The sequence below is a fragment of the Thalassoglobus sp. JC818 genome, from assembly GCF_040717535.1.
Classification (GTDB): domain Bacteria; phylum Planctomycetota; class Planctomycetia; order Planctomycetales; family Planctomycetaceae; genus Thalassoglobus.
This window is the reverse complement of record NZ_JBFEFI010000015.1, coordinates 16,953-33,230: the sequence shown is the minus strand read 5'-3', so window position 1 is coordinate 33,230 and position 16,278 is coordinate 16,953. Positions and strand designations below refer to the sequence as shown.

At 54.3% G+C, this 16,278-nt stretch carries 11 protein-coding genes; 9 read left to right on the top strand and 2 right to left on the bottom strand.

Annotated features, from left to right (window positions below):
- Position 1: 1 nt before the first annotated feature.
- From AB1L42_RS22630 to AB1L42_RS22590, 9 genes are all read left to right on the top strand, one after another.
- The gene (locus AB1L42_RS22630) at positions 2-5,335 is read left to right on the top strand and encodes a DEAD/DEAH box helicase (RefSeq protein WP_367062017.1); all 5,334 of its coding nucleotides are present in this window, start codon (positions 2-4) and stop codon (positions 5,333-5,335) included.
- Between the two features lie 15 nt (positions 5,336-5,350).
- The gene (locus tag AB1L42_RS22625) at positions 5,351-6,088 is read left to right on the top strand and encodes a hypothetical protein (protein ID WP_367062014.1); all 738 of its coding nucleotides are present in this window, start codon (positions 5,351-5,353) and stop codon (positions 6,086-6,088) included.
- Complete coding sequence (locus AB1L42_RS22620) at positions 6,078-8,132, top strand: hypothetical protein (RefSeq protein ID WP_367062011.1); 2,055 nt, start codon at positions 6,078-6,080, stop codon at positions 8,130-8,132. The genes AB1L42_RS22625 and AB1L42_RS22620 overlap by 11 nt, the downstream gene beginning before the upstream one ends.
- A 12-nt stretch (positions 8,133-8,144) precedes the next feature.
- A complete protein-coding gene (locus AB1L42_RS22615; RefSeq protein WP_367062008.1) occupies positions 8,145-10,166 on the top strand; it encodes a hypothetical protein in 2,022 nt (673 codons plus the stop codon).
- 563 nt (positions 10,167-10,729) lie between these two features.
- A complete protein-coding gene (locus AB1L42_RS22610; RefSeq protein WP_367062005.1) occupies positions 10,730-11,554 on the top strand; it encodes a DUF5131 family protein in 825 nt (274 codons plus the stop codon).
- A gap of 111 nt (positions 11,555-11,665) precedes the next feature.
- The gene (locus AB1L42_RS22605) at positions 11,666-12,109 is read left to right on the top strand and encodes a hypothetical protein (RefSeq protein WP_367062002.1); all 444 of its coding nucleotides are present in this window, start codon (positions 11,666-11,668) and stop codon (positions 12,107-12,109) included.
- 140 nt (positions 12,110-12,249) lie between these two features.
- Positions 12,250-13,152, top strand: a complete 903-nt coding sequence (locus AB1L42_RS22600; protein WP_367061999.1) for a GIY-YIG nuclease family protein — start codon at positions 12,250-12,252, stop codon at positions 13,150-13,152.
- A 71-nt stretch (positions 13,153-13,223) separates the two neighbouring features.
- Positions 13,224-13,622 (top strand): hypothetical protein, encoded by a 399-nt coding sequence (locus AB1L42_RS22595; protein WP_367061996.1) that lies wholly within the window; start codon positions 13,224-13,226, stop codon positions 13,620-13,622.
- A complete protein-coding gene (locus tag AB1L42_RS22590) occupies positions 13,606-14,250 on the top strand; it encodes a hypothetical protein (protein WP_367061993.1) in 645 nt (214 codons plus the stop codon). Before AB1L42_RS22595 ends, AB1L42_RS22590 begins: the two co-directional genes overlap by 17 nt.
- Before the next feature lie 119 nt (positions 14,251-14,369).
- Here the strand turns inward: AB1L42_RS22590 and AB1L42_RS22585 are convergent, their stop codons facing one another.
- Positions 14,370-15,443: an integrase core domain-containing protein gene (locus AB1L42_RS22585; RefSeq protein ID WP_367061990.1), complete on the bottom strand. Its 1,074-nt coding sequence runs from the start codon at positions 15,441-15,443 to the stop codon at positions 14,370-14,372.
- Positions 15,444-15,571: 128 nt separating this feature from the next.
- Entirely contained in the window at positions 15,572-16,027 is a 456-nt protein-coding gene (locus AB1L42_RS22580) for a hypothetical protein (protein ID WP_367061987.1), read from the bottom strand.
- Positions 16,028-16,278: the final 251 nt, after the last annotated feature.

Sequence of the window (16,278 nt, the reverse complement as noted above, 5' to 3'; positions counted from 1 at the left end):
TATGGCAGCAACTCTCCATCCCATCCGAGCACTCGAACATGTGATCTCCGAATATCGGGATTACCTGCAAACCGAATTCCGCGCGAAGGACGCCAACCTGCGAGCCGCGCTGGAACAGGAACTCGATGCTCAAGGCTTTCTGGCTCAGGAGCCGTTCTATCAGGCCCATCGACCGTTTGTGGACGGCAGCAACTGGCGGGACCTGCCGATCGAACCGGCCCTCGCGCGAGTGATGGAAGAACGGACTCAGCAGCCATGCGGTTATCTTCACCAGACCGCAGCCATCGACGAATTGCTGTCGAATAGTGCTCGGCCGGTTGTTGTGACCACGGGAACCGGTAGCGGCAAGACCGAATCCTTCCTGTTACCGGTGATTCAGAATGCGTTTGAAGATTCGGCCTTGTTCCCGAAGTCCGGGCTGACGGCCATTCTGATTTATCCGATGAACGCGTTGGCTAACGACCAAAAGCTGCGTATCGAGGAGTACCTGTCAGAAGCTGGTTTCGGAGACATCAAAGTCGAGCAGTATGATCGTTCCACGTCGCAGAAGACTCGGCAGGAGATGCGAGCAAATCCGCCGCACATTCTGCTGACGAACTACATGATGCTGGAATATCTGTTGGTGCGTCCGGCGGACCGTGAGAACATCTTCGCCAATCACCGCTGCCGTTACTTGGTTCTGGACGAAGTTCACTCGTATCGCGGAATCCTCGGCAGCAACATTGCGTTACTGACGCGGCGACTGAAGGCTCACCTTGAACGGGCACGACAGGACTGGAACCCAAATCCTCCGGCGGAGGAACGGCCGAAGAGATTCCCGACTCTCGTAGCAGTCGGCACATCAGCGACGATCAAATCTTTTGCCGAGGATGGCCTGTCGCGTGAAGAAGTCATTCGACTGCGTGACGAAGCCGTTCAGGAATTCTTCGGCACTTTGACCGGTGCTGAACGTGGGTCAATCGTCGTTCTGGGTGAGGAATTGAAATCGGTCGATGTCCCTAGCGAAGCCGTTTATCCGTCACCCGCAAATCCTGTTGACGTTCGTGGGCTGGACTTCGGAGACTCCGCGTCGATTCAGCAGGCACTTAGCGAGCTCGCAGGTACGTCCGGGGCGTCGCTGGAGCAGTCTGCTCGTTCTTACAAGTTGTTGTGGGATTTGAATGACTGGCTGATTCGGCGTCCGATGTCGATCAGTCAGATCGTGGAGGCTGTACGTGAATCTGTCGCGGAGCGTTCCGGCTCTTCGGTTGAAGAACTCACTCGCGAAGTGGAAGCCGCACTGACAGTCGGAGCGGCACTACCGGACGGAACACCAGGAGCCCTGCGGCTTCGGGCTCACCGATTCCTGCGCGGAGGTTGGAAATTTCATCGGTGCATCAATCCTGACTGCGGCAGACTGTATCCGATGGGTGAGGAACGCTGCGGCGATTGCGGACATCAAACAGCACCGCTGTATTTGTGTCGAAACTGTGGAGCTGACTATCTGGCATTCATGGGGGACCCGGACAACGAGCCGTTGCGGCCGCGACCGGAAACCTCTGACCAGCCGGAGTGGATGCTATACGAACCCGATAGATTCAATCTTCCTGCGATTGTTGATGACGACGATGACGATGATGATGCGGGCAACGTGGCTCCACCACGGCGCGGCCAGCAACGAGTTCCCGCTCAGATTCGCGGGCGGCAGGTTCGGATGGGTTCGATCGACCCCACGTCATTGCAGTTCAGCAATGATCCAGCGGATTATCGGATGCAGGTGACGCTTGCTCCGGCGCGAACACGTTGTCTCTGCTGCGGCGGAACAGCCGGTAGTCGCAGTGTGCTGACTCCCGTCGCGCTCGGCACATCGGCAGCCGTCAAAGTTATCGGCGAAGGCTTGGTCGAAACACTCGCGGAGGCCAACGCAGGCAAAGATGGGCACGATGGAAAAGAGCGACTGCTCGTATTCAGCGACAGCCGACAGGATGCTGCTCATCAGGCGAGATTCGTCATCTTTGCAAGTCGCTATGACCGCATGCGTCGACGTCTGGTCGAATTACTGGAGTCGCGCGGCGTACTTCGGATTCAGGAAGCAGTCGAAGCACTCAGTGAACTGGCAGTCACTCATCACGACAACCCATACGTCCCGGAGGATACCGGATGGCTTCCTGACGACACGAGGGATCGGATTGCCGTGTGGGAAGAAGCTCCGCTGCTGGATGAGCTGGCAGTAAATGCCGGATACCGTGGTACGCTGTTCAATCTTGGACTTGTTGGCGTCCGCTACAACCGACTTGATGAGTACGTTCAGGCTCGCGGCGAACATCTGGCCGGGACACTCGGCATCAACCTCGGGGAACTGGAATATCTGTGTCGAGTTGTGCTGGACGAGATGCGCACGCGGGGTGCGTTGAGCCGGCCGATGCTTCAATACCATCCGGCGCACATCGCCTGTCCGCAGCATTTTCAACGAGCTGAATGGGAGCGGCGGATGAAGCTGCCGCAGGGTTATCCATTGACACCGCAGCGAGAAGTCGTGGCCAACATGGATGGTGCGCAGTTGCCAGCAGGTATCAAGCATCACAACGCATGGCGACGACCGGGTGTTGGCGGCCGTGGGCCGAGTGTCGAACGAATCATTCGTCATTTGCAGGATCGACTTGGAGGAGTCACGCAACTGAATCCTCAGACTGCCGAGGACATTCTTTCATTTCTTCGCGACGGTAGCTTTGTCACCGATGTCGAGTTGTACGGCTTTCGAGACCGGGCGCATCTGCTGCAAGTCAATTCGGAGGTGATACGGCTTGAGTTGCTGACCGAACAACAGCGTGTTCATTGCGAAGTTTGTGGTGACGTTCGGGCGAGAGCACCGGTGCATGCTCCGTGCCCCAGATGTCACGGGCTGATGGTCACATGGGACAACGCGGCAGTCGACCAGAATCGACATGTGCGGAGAATCCGAAATTGTGAAGCCATTCCATTGGTCGCAAAGGAACACACGGCCCAGATTACAACCGCCGATCGTGCTGAGGTTGAAGAGAGCTTCAAGGCTCCCGCCGACGAATCACCGGTCAACATGCTGGCGTGTTCTCCGACTTTGGAAATGGGAATTGACGTTGGTGGTTTGGACGCGGTGGTCATGCGAAATGTGCCACCTCGGCCGGACAACTACGCACAACGCGGCGGACGTGCCGGCCGTCGTTCACGGGTTGGAATCGTGCTCGGGTATGCGCGAAGTACGCCGCACGATCAATACTTCTACGACAAGCCACGGGAGATGATCGCGGGCGAAGTTCCTGCGCCAGCGGTCTCATTGGGCAACCGCGATGTCTTGATTCGCCACCTCTACGCGATCGTACTTGGTTCTGCTGAGCCGGGGCTGGCCGGTCGCATGATCGACTATGTCGGACCTCAGGGCGAAATGAAAGATGAGGCGGTCAACGCGCTTATCGAGGGTGTTACGGCTCAGGTGGGACATGCCATTGAAGTCGCACGTCAGGCGTGGGGGGCCGATGTGCTTTCCCGAGCAAATCTTACTGACGATGACCTGCGTGCGTTGCTCGCGGCCCTGCCGGATCGCATTCGATTCGTATTTGACGCAACGGCTCGTCAGGTCATCGAGCTCAGGCAAGCACTTGAGCACTACACCCAGACGTTGGAACGTCGCCACGCCGGCACTCGTGCAGCTGATTTGGTCGCTCGAATCCTCGGCATTCCAACGGATCAACGCACAAATCAGCAAGACGCAGACGACCGTTCGGCCGGTTATCCGCTGAGACGGTTCGCCGAGTTCGGATTGCTGCCGGGATACGAGTTTCCGTCTGAGCCAGCTGCGCTGCGTCTACTGGGCGACGATCACGAAGAAGACCCGATCTCCGTGACGCGTCGGTTTGGAATCGGCCAGTTTCAGCCAGATGCTCACGTGTACGCTCGGCGACGCCGATGGAAGGTCATTGGTCTGGATAACGCGTCCCCATGGAATCCTCGATCAGATGTTTCGACATGGACCTACCGACTGTGTAGCTCCTGCGGACTGCGATACCACGCACAAGAACCTCGCTGTCCACGCTGTCGTGATTCCCGACCGGGACAATCATTGCCGAGTTTCGACTTTGCCGGCTTCTTGGCAAAGAAGGACGAGCGTCCGATTCTTGACGAAGAAGAACGCTACGCGGTACGAAATGTTGTGAAGGTGTATCCGCAGTGGAGCGGCGAAGGGCATCGCGTGACGGGGCGCTGGACGGTCGGTCCGGGTTGGGCGCTACGGCTCAGTCAGAATGAAGAAGTCCGTTGGGTGAATGAGGGTTTACAACCAACAGTCAACGAATTGCAGTCGGGCCTACCAGTACTGCATCGCGACGCAAAAGGGTATCTCGTGTGTCCATCGTGCGGTCGGATGTTGACGCCAGCCCAACCAGCTCAGGTGCAGGGCCGAGGTCGACGAAATGCGGGCCGGCAAGGCAACCAAAACAACAACGGTCACGCCGATACGTGTCCTCAGCTTGGCAGTGCGCCTCAGTCGGTCGCGATCACAACCTCCAGCAATGTGGAAGTGTTGCGTCTGATGCTACCCGTACCGCGAGGTACGCAACCGGAAACGTGGAAATCATTCGGAGTGACACTTGGCTTCTCGTTGCTCAACGGAATCCGTCACCATTTTATGCTCGACGCCGCTGAACTGGACTTCGAGTTTGAAGGTCCGTGGGAAATCAACGAACAAAACTTCCGTTACGAAATGTTGTCTTTAGCCTTCATTGATCCGAGTTTGGGCGGTAGCGGCTACCTGCACCGTGTGGCACAGTTGTTCCACATGGTTGCAGAGCGGACGCTGGAGCATCTCGATCACCCGGGTTGCGATTCTGCCTGCTATCGCTGCCTGAAGGCATACCACAATCAGCGGTACCACGATGACCTGTCGTGGCCGCAAGTGATACCGGCACTCGACGAACTTGCCGCTGCCGCGCCAGTTGAGCGACCATTGGAAACCGGTGATCTCGACGATCCCGGACCTTGGCTGGATGCCTACCGACGTGGCGTCGGTTCACCGCTGGAAGCCAAATTTCTCGACCTGTTTGAAGAACACGGCTTCCATCCTGATAAGCAGGTTCCATTGGGGGCGGCCTCTGACGGTTCGACGTTGTCGGTTGCAGACTTTGCGGTCTCGGATCGACGACTTGCGATCTACATCGACGGAGCCGCATTCCATGATGGCGACCGAAGCCGCCGCCGAGATCGTTTCATTCGTCAGCATCTCCGCAACTGCGATCCCCCATGGCACGTAGAAGAACTCCGAGCCCGTGATTTGCAACAAGGTAGAGCCTTGGTCGAACGGTTGATGCGAGTTGAGAGCGAGTGAGAAAGGAGATGAACGATGAATGAGAATCAGCGATTTATTGGAGGCAGTGTCCCCGAACGCTTTGTAGAAGTTGATGCAGCTCGACTCCTGCTGATTCTCCATCATTTTTCTTCCCCTTGTGAAGAACAACTCAAACAGAGCAAGTTCTTTCCCCAGCGAGACGTCGAAAGGCATTTCACCCCTGAATACAAGTTACAGAAACTCGACTTTCTAGTCCGCTATCCCGGCTACTTCGCCTATGAACTCATCGAGCTCCACCGCTTGAACATTGCTTCAGCCAATAATCCTAATGACGTTCAACGGGAAGTTCATGCCATTCTAAATGAACGGGAACCTGAACTGCGGACTCAACCATTTCGCCGCTTCTGGTACGGAGCACACGAGCGTTTGAATGAAGTCGAGGCATGGTGGCACGCGCGTGGATTGGTGTACGTGGGGATCGAACGCCGACGTGATGGGAAGCCGCAAAAACACTACTTCCTATCCAACGAAGCCCAGTTGGTTGCAGATCAACTGGTTCAGTCCTTAGAGCATGCAAAGTGGTACGACAATCGCATTCGCCTAATACAGCATTTCTATGATGGTTTGTCCGCAAGTGACATCCGCAATCTTCAATACTCTCACCCGACCTACCGCCATGCTCAACTAGCCCGAACCATCCCCGACCTCCCAATTCGCGAAGTGATAGAACACTATCAGCAGGTCTTCAAGAAACCACTGACGCTCACCGAGGAGGCTACTGATGTCGCTTGAACCAATTTTGAATCTGGAGGCGTTGATTGAGAAAGTGCACTCCGGTTTCGCCAAGAAATTTCAAAAGCAAATCTCACTGCACGACATTCGCAGCGAGTTGAATGCAGTTCACCTTGCCGACCCACCTGCTCGGCCGGTATGCCATTTGTCGATCGTGCGTCTCGAAATCAGCGGATCGAAAACTCTTGCAAATGAAGAGCACCCGCTGCCTATTGATTACGCGCAAGACTTTGGCCCTGGTGTCAACGTGCTTCTCATCGAAGATAATGATGTGGGAAAGTCGTCAATTCTGAAGACGATCAGATTCGCGCTGACAGGCGACGATGATGACTACGATGCAGATGTGAAGAAGTGGATCACTAACATACGTTTGTGGTTTTCGATAAACGATGAACAATTCCTGATTGCTATCACGTGCTCTCCAGAATCAGAAAACGGGCTCGGTGTCCTCTACGAGGGACCAAAGGGCATCGAACTGCACGACGACCCAACGAAGTCTAGAGTTGTATTTAGAGCACCTGACAAGAACGAACTCCAAGAATCCCTCCGCCGTTTTTTCTTCGACAAGATTGGTCTCTCTCGACTTGCATGGTCCGTTCCTGGAGCAAGAGACCAGGACAGTCCTAGCGAAGCGGGTACGACTTGGCTCACTTACTTTCAGGCACTTCAAATTCCAGACGGCAGCGACAAGTACTTGCTTTGCGACAAAGAACACTCATTTGGTAACCAGGAAGGCTTGATCTTTTCCACGTTTCTTGGCTTGCATTTGGTTGAGCAACTCAACTGGCTCGGTGTTGAAGCGTCAAAGCAAAGCAAACTGGAGAAATCCACAGCGGACGAGCGAAAGAGTTTGCAATCACGACTTGCCGACTTGGAGAAACAGGAGACCGAAGTAAAGGATCGGCTCAGAAAAATGAAACGGGACCTCGCGGTGCGTCGAAAGAAGTTTGTTGAAGAGGGATTTCAGAATCAAATAACGGCTGTTCAAGAGATGATTCGCGATCGGCTCACACAAGAGGAAAGCTGTCAACGAGAAATCGCAGATGTTGCTGAGTCTCTCTCGTTTCTCCGCTCACGAGAAACACAGATCAAGGAATTGATTGCGTTGAAGCTCCACTTCACTGGGCTCAACGTCAGCCTTTGCCCTAACTGCGATTCGGAGGTTTCCACAGAGGAACTTGAACGAGAGCAGAACGAGCACCTTTGCCGTTTATGCAACAAACCTGCGAATGATGCAACACCTGACGAGATTGCCGTTCGTCAATCCGAAGCAGAGCAGATCGCCGCGCAGATTTCACATGAAGAAGGAAACAGGAAACAGTTGAGGCAACAGGCAGAGGCTCTGAGAAGTGAGGTCGTACAACTGCGCAAAGACGTTGAGGACCTCGAAGCATCCGCGAAAGCCAAACTCACTCGGGCGCTACCGACTGAGCAAGAGGATGAACTAAGAGACACACTATTGCGTGAAGTAGGACAGCTTTCTTCACAAATCTCGTCGACGACACATCGTTTGAAGGAATTTCAAGAAGTAGGGGCATTCGATGAATCGAAGAGGCGAATATTGAAGAAGGCTCGCGACATCCTGCAAAAGGAAGCGTCACGCAGAAACAAAGAATTACTCGAAAGCCTAAGTTGCCTTACGCAAGAAGTTGCACGTCAGATTGGAGCGGAGAGCATCACTGATGTGACATGTTCTGAACTCGGTACCGTGAAATTGACGAAGCACGGTGAAGAGGTGAGATTCACAGGAATCAAAAATCAGGGTGAACGTATGCGTCTCAAACTTGCCTTCTTCTTGGCTATGATGCGACTCGGCTGCAAGGCTGGCTTTGGACGACACCCAGGCTTTCTACTGGTAGACCAACCGGGGTCAGCAGAGATGGTGCCAGAGGATTTTCGAGCCTTAGCAGCTGTCCTTCATTCAATTGATGAAGCAGATGAGGAGCACATTCAAATACTGTGTTTTACTGCTAGACCGGAGTTTTCCGATGCGACACGGCAAGAACGTGTTTACGGCGCACAGTCCGGGAAATTTGCGTTTTGAGGACTTTCTCCTGTGACACAACAGTCGACGGCAGATTACTGGAGCGATGCCCGCCAGAAACTCGCAAAGGCCAACAAATGCCCGGAGACCGATGGGGTGATCGACTCTCTGGCAACGCACGCAATGGAGTCTCCAACGCAAGAGGCAACATCTGCGTTGATAACAGGACTGAAATTGGCAATTGGTCCGCTGACCCAAAAATCAGTTTCATTGGCTATTGCCCTGTCTGCGCGTTCTGGAGCGGTCGAAGCCGTTGATGCTATTGTTGATGCATTTCGCAATGTACGAGAGGATGCATTCTTGGGCCCGGCACTGCTCGATGCCCTGTTTGTGTTGGGTTGTCGCGATCCTCTCGCAAGGTCCGAGCTGTCATCTCATCTGCAACGTATTGACAAGCACGCCAACCCGTATCTTGTCGGGAAGGCAGCGACGTTGAGCGGGAGGTTGCTGCAAATTGGACTTTGCCCAGAGCTGCGTGCCAACCTGATTGACTTTGCCGATTCTCCTCACGAAGAGGCGTCAGCAGAAGCAAAATTCTATTTGGCGTGCATGGAAACCAGAGAGATCGTCTCGGCTGACAATCGCGACAACGTCGTTGAAGCGCTGAAAAAATCCGCCACGGCGTTCCAGTTGGCAGGTTCAAGGCCAGACGCTATGGCAATGCAGCAATTGATGCAATTGTTCTTGATGTTTTGCGAAGGCTCCGACGACGACGAGTGTGCGAAGTTAGCGTCATCAACGCAAGTTGCATTTTCGCAATGGCCGGGATACGAATCCCCGAGTTTGACGTTCTTCCTAGTCGGAATCGAACGGTCCATTGATGCGTTGAATGTAGCGAGGGCCGCAGTAAACGGTGCGGACAGCTGGCTCAACATCCAAACCGGTTTGATCAGTCTTTCCGAAGCACTGCAATCTCTTTCCACGTGTTGGCTCGGTGAGTCGTTTCTGCTGGTGCAAGAAGACGTGATCGAGATTGAACGCAAGATTGTCCGACCCACAGTTGGCAAGATCTTGCATCGAGCAGTAGGCCGCAAACGCCTCGAAGCTGTACTCCGTGAGTGTGAATTGACGAATGTTGATTGCTGTGACGTGCTGCGCAATCTGCTTGAATTGACATGTCGGTTAGAAACAGATTCTCTGCTGGTTTCAAAAAATGCACAGGAGCAACTTCAACGAGTCGCAGAAGCCACCGGACGCCATCCAGGGGAAATCATTAGCGAACTGGAGAGTGCCTTAGAAACCGGACAAGTCGCTCCGTTTGTTGAATCAATGATTCCAAACGCGAGATTACTTGCAGTCCATGGAGATGGTCTTTTTGGGGGTGACCCGATGGTTCACCGAACTGCTTGCCGGCTTCTGGAAGAACTTCGCGAGCTACTGACACCATACAATTCTGAGTGGTGGAGTCGACTAAAATCAACCGTTGCGTCATTGGTGAGCTTTGTTTATTTCGTTCGAGATTCCTTGCCGCAGTACTGTCTTTGCAGGGAGGACAATGGACTGGGGCAAACGGCCTCAGAGAGTGATCTTCAAGAAGATGTCTTTCGTTGGCTGCGACAAGAATTTGGAACACAGAGTGTATACGAGACAGGTCCGGTAGCCGGAGGCCGTACAGATTCGGGAATTCGATTTCCTGAGGTGGAATTTCCAATCGAACTGAAGCATGAATTCCAGCATGTCAAACGCGAGCACATTAGTGAAAACTATTTACATCAACCATCCGACTATTCGAGTGCACGCGGCCGTGTGACGTTCCTGCTGATTCTAGATCTCCGCATTCAAAACGCAGCAAGCCACAAGGATAATGTAAAAGCGAGCAAAGGCATGAAGAATAAACAATCCCCTCGATCACTCTATACACTAAACGACAGTTTCTGGTGTGAGAGTCTTGAGGTTGATCCAGACATTGAGAATGGAGAGCGGACCGTTGTTGTAATTGGACTTGTACCCGGAAATCGACCAAAACCTTCCAGCCAGACAACTTACAGCCAACGCCCAAGATCAGCACGTAAATCAAAAGAGGGACAACACTAGGAACAGTTTCATCTGAATAGCCAAAAATTGGATATTTACCATCAGACAGTTGAATATAGCCTGACATCCTAGCTTGCCCAAAAGCTGGTTTTGCCCGCTCACACAGAGTAGATCCGGCGTGTGGGACGCCCCACAGAAGGCAGCTCGGTGGGGCGCGACTTTTTTTTCTTGGAGAGCACACACTCTTTCATTGGCTCTATTGATCGCTCTCACTGTCCATGGTATTTCTAAATATGCCAGCAAGATTTGCTCCGGCCTGCGGTTGATACAATCGCCGCATTTGCGACTCCGAACCGATTTTGTTCGGGACTGCATTACCCGTGTCGCGACTCAAGAAGTTCGCCGACTTTCTGCCAGGGAATGCCACCACTCGCCTACACGGCGTCAGGCTTTTGCCTCTACTTTCACGAGACGATCTCCATCGTCAAAGCCGTGTCGTTCTCACGATGCGCTCAAACGACTCCGAGCATCTGAGCAAAGAGGCACGCCAGCGATCGAGTATGAGGCTGTCTCCTACACCGAACTCGCTGCTAATAGGTTCCACCCCTGACCAAGAGGGTCTAATGACCGGCCTCTCGCCTAAGACGCCGGTCATCTACCAGTTTCTCAACGCGAGTCCCAACTCGCGTTTCACCCAAAAGAGACAGACCCTCACAATGCAGAACTCCAAAATCGGCTGGACTCACCACACTTGGAACCCTTGGATGGGTTGTCAGAAAGTCTCGCCCGCGTGCCAACACTGTTACATCTCCCGATGGTTGAAGTTGCGTGGGCATGTCCCATTCAACGGGCCGATACGAACCAAGGAAGGTACGTGGCGAAACCCGTTCATCTGGAACCGGAAGGAGCTCAAGAGTGGAACACCCTCCCGCGTCTTCACCTGTTCCTTGTCTGATTTCTTTCACGCCGATGCAGACGCGTGGCGACCGGAAGCGTGGGAGATCATCAAGGAATGCGAGCACCTCGACTGGTTGATCCTCACGAAACGTCCCGAGTTGATCCAGGATCGTCTTCCAGTTGATTGGGGCAAGGGTTACTCGAACGTCTGGCTCGGCGTCACCGTAGAGAATCAGGACTACGTCCAACGCATCGACCTGCTGACGAAGATTCCGGTGGCAGTGCGATTCGTTTCGGCCGAGCCGCTTCTCGGCCCAATCAAATTTGGCCGTCGTCTTCGCAAGATCGACTGGGTGATCACGGGCTGCGAAAAAGCGGCCAAGTCCAAACGTCACGAGATGCAAACGGACTGGGTCCGCAGTATCCGCGATCAATGTGACGCCGCCGGCACCGCGTTGTTTCACAAGCAGTATTATTCCGGCACCAAGATCGTCCTCGATGGAGTGATCGACGGCGAAGTGCGTCAAGAGTGGCCTCGCACGGCTGCATAACATCCGACGCCCCGACCACCACGGTCGTCTGGTGACGGCACGGTCCAACACCGGGCTGTCACCTCTACTCCAGACCAATTCTTGCAAGATCACATACAACAGGAACAGACAATGAAAAGCACAAATGCACGTTCAATCGCAACGATCGTTTCAGAACAAGCTGTCGCCGAAGCGACCACCCGACTTCAAGCGTCACGCGAAGAATGGGAAACGGATCAGGAAAGGAATCAGAACGAAGCCGGTTTCGATGCGGGCGTAAGATGGGTAGCAAAGAACGCTCATTACGTTGAATTGAGAAATCTTCAACTGCTGCGAGAAGCGCTCGATGACGAAGCGGGTGGAGGTTTCGACGAATACTTCGAGGAATGCAACGAATGTTGTTACCAGGTTTCGGAGCTCGTGGGTTCAGCGATCCTTCAAGGACATGAGGCCAAAGTCGACCGGCAGGAAGCCTGGGATTTTTGGAAATCAATCGGCGTTGAGCATCCGTCCGGCCATTGGCTCAAAGGATTTGTCCTAGGCGCATTGGAGCTGTTTGAGGCCGTGGAAGACTAACGCCGTACTTTGTCTCCGGTTCGCTCCACTGGTTTTGGAGCCGATCGAGTCACATTCATCACTGGCTTACCAAGAGGGCGTGCCCACCTTTCACGACCGGCCGATTCAAGACGATTCGGTCGGTCGATACGGGGAGCCCTATGCACTCCATTTCCAAATCTCCAGGAGTCTATGTCCTGGTCTTCTACTTGTCTCGGAAAACCGCCATCACCTTCGATCGAAAGGGAGCACAGCACAAGTTTCTGCCGGGTTGGTATCTGTATGTTGGCAGTGCTTGCGGTCCAGGTGGACTCGACCGTCGTCTGACTCGCCCCAAACGCCAACGCAATGATGGCAAGCGGATGCACTGGAATGTCGATTATTTTCGCGAGCGTGCTCTGCTCTGCGAAATCTGGTATTCCGCAAACGCGGACTCGAACGTCGAGCATCAGTGGGCCAAGGCTTTGATGGAACTGCCCAGCGCAACCGCTCCCGTGGCGAAGTTCGGAGCCAGTGACTGCCGGGCGAAATGCCCGTCCCACTTCTTTCACGCTCCTGATCGTCCATCAACGGCAGTCTTTCGCAAGACACTCGCATCTCGGAGTTGTTCTACCGAAGTCTTTGTGGAGTTCATCAAAGAACCACGTCGAACGAAGAAGGTGGAATGCGGACTCCAGCGAGAATACTTTGACGGGAGACGCTTTCTCGAACTCCGTCGCCGAGTCGCTACGGAGAGCAAATCTCCACTCTGCGAATGGAGCAGCCTTGCAAAACACTGCCCGGCGCGGCAACTCGCGGAACAGATTGCAACGCAAACGAAGACCAGTTTCCCGAAACTCAAGCGGGCGATTCAGTTCGCAACTGCTGTCGATTCGTTGATCGAACACTGTGGAGAGTCAGTCTTGCCTGTACTTTTCGATCCAGTCAGACCTCAGTCGCGAGTGGCGGTCTTACGCCTCAGCCGAACCTCGGATGTGCGTCAACGTCACCGCATCAATGGCGTATCGAGGGGCGGTTCCGATCCATTGCCCCACAATCCGACGATACGGTTTTCGATACGGTGAAATTCGGCGAGGTACTGAGTCGCCTCGCAAGGGCACGGGGCAGCCTTGAGAAACTTCAACACCGAGTCGATGTGACTTGCGATTGTCGTCTCCTCGCCGAGTCCAAGCAGCTGAGTCGGCTTTCTCGCCTGGCTGCCACGCGTCTCCAAAACTGCCTGAATGGTCGAGTTGACGTTTCGTCGGCAGTTCCTGGGCATCTCGGCAAGGAGGCTGTTATCTCGATTCTGAAGTCAAGCAATGTCCAAGGCCGAACGATCGGGATGGCTCGGTTAGCACTACGGTTGATCGTCAAGAACCTGTGGGACTTCAAGGAGATGATGCGTCGCGGTCTTCTTCCAACGGTCAATGAACTGCAAGCCGTCGAATGTGAAGTGGATCGAATCCAGCGAGCCGCGCGGAAGATCGAGCAACAATGGGGCATCCAAAACGATTTATTACGGAAGGAGCAGAGTCATGTCACAGCAGCTTGAAGCACAAGCCTGGCACGTTGCCGGTCACGCATACGCAGCGATCGGGTTTCAGTTTCCTGTTTTCCGACTGTCGCTCGACGAGTTCCCAGACTCAATCTTCGAGGTAGCCAGGGGAAAACAATGGATTGACGAACGGACGATCGTTGAGCCGCGTGAAATCCGTTTGCCGCCAGGAACCAGCGAGCACACGCGAATGATGGACAACCTGACTGCGGTCGCCCTCTGTGGCCCTGCCTCAGAACTGCAATATCGGGGCGAACCTTGCTCGATCGAACGCGTGCAACAGTTCCCGTTCGACTGGCAACTTGCCACCGAATCCCACAGCTATGTTTGGTCAGACGGCGATTTTGGACAACATATGCTTGAAAGGCAGATCGAACGGGCAGCCGTGTACGTCAGTCATGCCAACACCGTCGAGATGATTGAGGCTTTCGCATCATATTTGCTTGAACATGGTTCGATGTCCGGCGACGAATCGCAGACCATGTGGGACGAAGTCACAGCACGTCAGGAAGCCCGCGCAAATCGTCCGATCAATCGCCGCTTGTTTGATCTGTATGGCGACGAAACTCACGAGGAGTGGGTTGATACGTCGTTTGATCCTGATGAGGACTGCGATATGGAGTAGATGAGTGGACGCCCTCGTTTCGACGGTCGGAGCGAGGGCGTCAGCTATGTCGGCTGAACAATTCGCCATGCGACACAAGCAATGAATCAGATGACGTCTCGTTTCCAAGCATGCAACCACTAAGCAGCCTTCAGGTAGTAGTGCTTCAGCAAGCCACCGAGCCGCTCGTTGCAGTGGAGCCGAATCTTCTGATTCTCGGCATTCCCTTCAATTCCATCATCAGGCGGTTTGATCAACAGCGCGTTGTCTTTGGCCTGATGCGGTCGCTCCGCATGGTAGTGTTCAACAGCCTCGGCCACGATGTAGTCCATGTGTTGTTCGCCGAAGACAATGAAGTGATCCAGCACCTCTTGTTGCAGCGTTTGGATGTACCGCTCCACGAAGGCATTCGTGTTGGGCGACCGGAACGCCGTCTGCTTCATCTCAGCGCCCGCCTGATCGAACAACGCATCAGATGAGGCAGTGAACTTGGTGTCCCGATCGTGCATCAGCAGTTTGATGTCGAGATCGCTGTCCCTTACGTGGCCGAGAAACGCAACAGCCTGTTGTTTCACCCATTCCTCATTGGGATGGAACGTCGACGGCGTGATGTAAACGCGCCGCGATTCCACATGCAGAAACACGAGAATGTAGAGATCCCGAAAGCCCTTCAATGTGAGAGCTTTCTTGGCGTAGAAGTCACATTGCCAAAGTGTGGAGGCGTGCTGCTTCAGAAAGTCGTCCCAGGTTCCCTCGCCTCGCTTCGGCCCTGGATCGAGCCCGTTCTCTTTGAGAATGTTCTTGATCGTGTTGCGAGACGGCGGCGTGATCCCGAGTTTCTTGAGCTCACCCATGATTCGGGTGTAACCCCAGTCATTCTCACGAGCCATTTTCAGGACTAGCTCCCGAATTTCCTCCTTGGTTTTCGGTCGACCGCGTTTTGCCACTGACTTCTTGACGCCATCAGCCGCCTCGCGAATCCATCGCCGGATGGTGCTGGGATGTGCAATCGTCGCCAGCTCGTTCAGAGCCGATCCGAGCTTCGCCGCAAACTTCGCGAGACGGTTCTTTTCCTTCTCAGTCAGCGTGACCCGTTTGGGCAATTTGCTCCGCAGAATTTCGTTCTCAACCTTCAGATATCGAACATGCCGAGCCAGTTCCTGCTGGGTAGCTCCGGCGATCAGAAGCAGCAGAGACTGGTAAACATTCCTCATCGTGGTAGACTCGCAAAACAACGTAAAACACAGGGAAATCTATTTTTTGCACCCCGGTGACGGCCTTTGAAAAGGCTGAGCGGCTTCTTGGGGGCGTGATTTGGCAGGATGCCGCCCAGTCGTATCAATCAGTCGAGCTGGATGGACCGATGCTCACGCTCTTTTGGCGTCGCCAGTGCCGATTCCCCGAGAAGTTCCAGGAGAGCTGGCACGGCCTCTGACGGATCGCCCTGCATTTCCTCGATCAGTTTTCGAGTCAGGGCAACCAGCTCGGGACGACGATCCGGCTCGTCCAGCATCGTGACGGGTCTCAGCCGCTTCAGGCTGAAGAACGTCAGCGGGAGTTCCTCCTCGCAGTTTTCCAGCCAGCTGATGAAGTCAGTTGGGAGCCGATTCAAGAGCGTCAGGTAGTAGCTGATCATCACCTTCGAGATACCGAAATTCTGAGCGACCTGGCGATAGCCGTAGACCTCGGGGCGAGACAGAAACGCCTCGTATTCGCGAGCCACCTTGATCACGTTTCGGACAGGGTTGTTCGCCGCCCGAATCTTCAGTCTTGAACGTCTGATGCGAGGCTTGGGCACTTCTGGCGGTCGAGTGCCCCGAACGTAGATGCGCCGGCGATCATCGTAAACCGTGTGATAGAGACGGTTTTGAATCCTCAGAGTCCGACGCGGAAAGGAACTCCAAGGGTCTTGCACGGGGAGGGCTGATCGCAAGACTCGACCATCTTGCGGGCAACTGGGACAGGATCAGTGAATCGTGGTGGTCAGCGCGAAACAAGATTGCCACCGGCGAAACTGATGACACTGGTCTTGGCAATTTGCTGGGTGAC

Excerpts from the sequence above, each read along its gene's own strand:
- AB1L42_RS22600 (WP_367061999.1), top strand. The coding sequence starts at position 12,250 with ATGCACTCCATTTCCAAATCTCCAGGAGTCTATGTCCTGGTCTTCTAC.
- AB1L42_RS22605 (WP_367062002.1), top strand. The coding sequence starts at position 11,666 with ATGAAAAGCACAAATGCACGTTCAATCGCAACGATCGTTTCAGAACAA.
- AB1L42_RS22585 (WP_367061990.1), bottom strand. The coding sequence starts at position 15,443 with ATGAGGAATGTTTACCAGTCTCTGCTGCTTCTGATCGCCGGAGCTACC.
- AB1L42_RS22630 (WP_367062017.1), top strand. The coding sequence starts at position 2 with ATGGCAGCAACTCTCCATCCCATCCGAGCACTCGAACATGTGATCTCC.
- AB1L42_RS22590 (WP_367061993.1), top strand. The coding sequence starts at position 13,606 with ATGTCACAGCAGCTTGAAGCACAAGCCTGGCACGTTGCCGGTCACGCA.
- AB1L42_RS22610 (WP_367062005.1), top strand. The coding sequence starts at position 10,730 with ATGACCGGCCTCTCGCCTAAGACGCCGGTCATCTACCAGTTTCTCAAC.
- AB1L42_RS22620 (WP_367062011.1), top strand. The coding sequence starts at position 6,078 with ATGTCGCTTGAACCAATTTTGAATCTGGAGGCGTTGATTGAGAAAGTG.
- AB1L42_RS22625 (WP_367062014.1), top strand. The coding sequence starts at position 5,351 with ATGAATGAGAATCAGCGATTTATTGGAGGCAGTGTCCCCGAACGCTTT.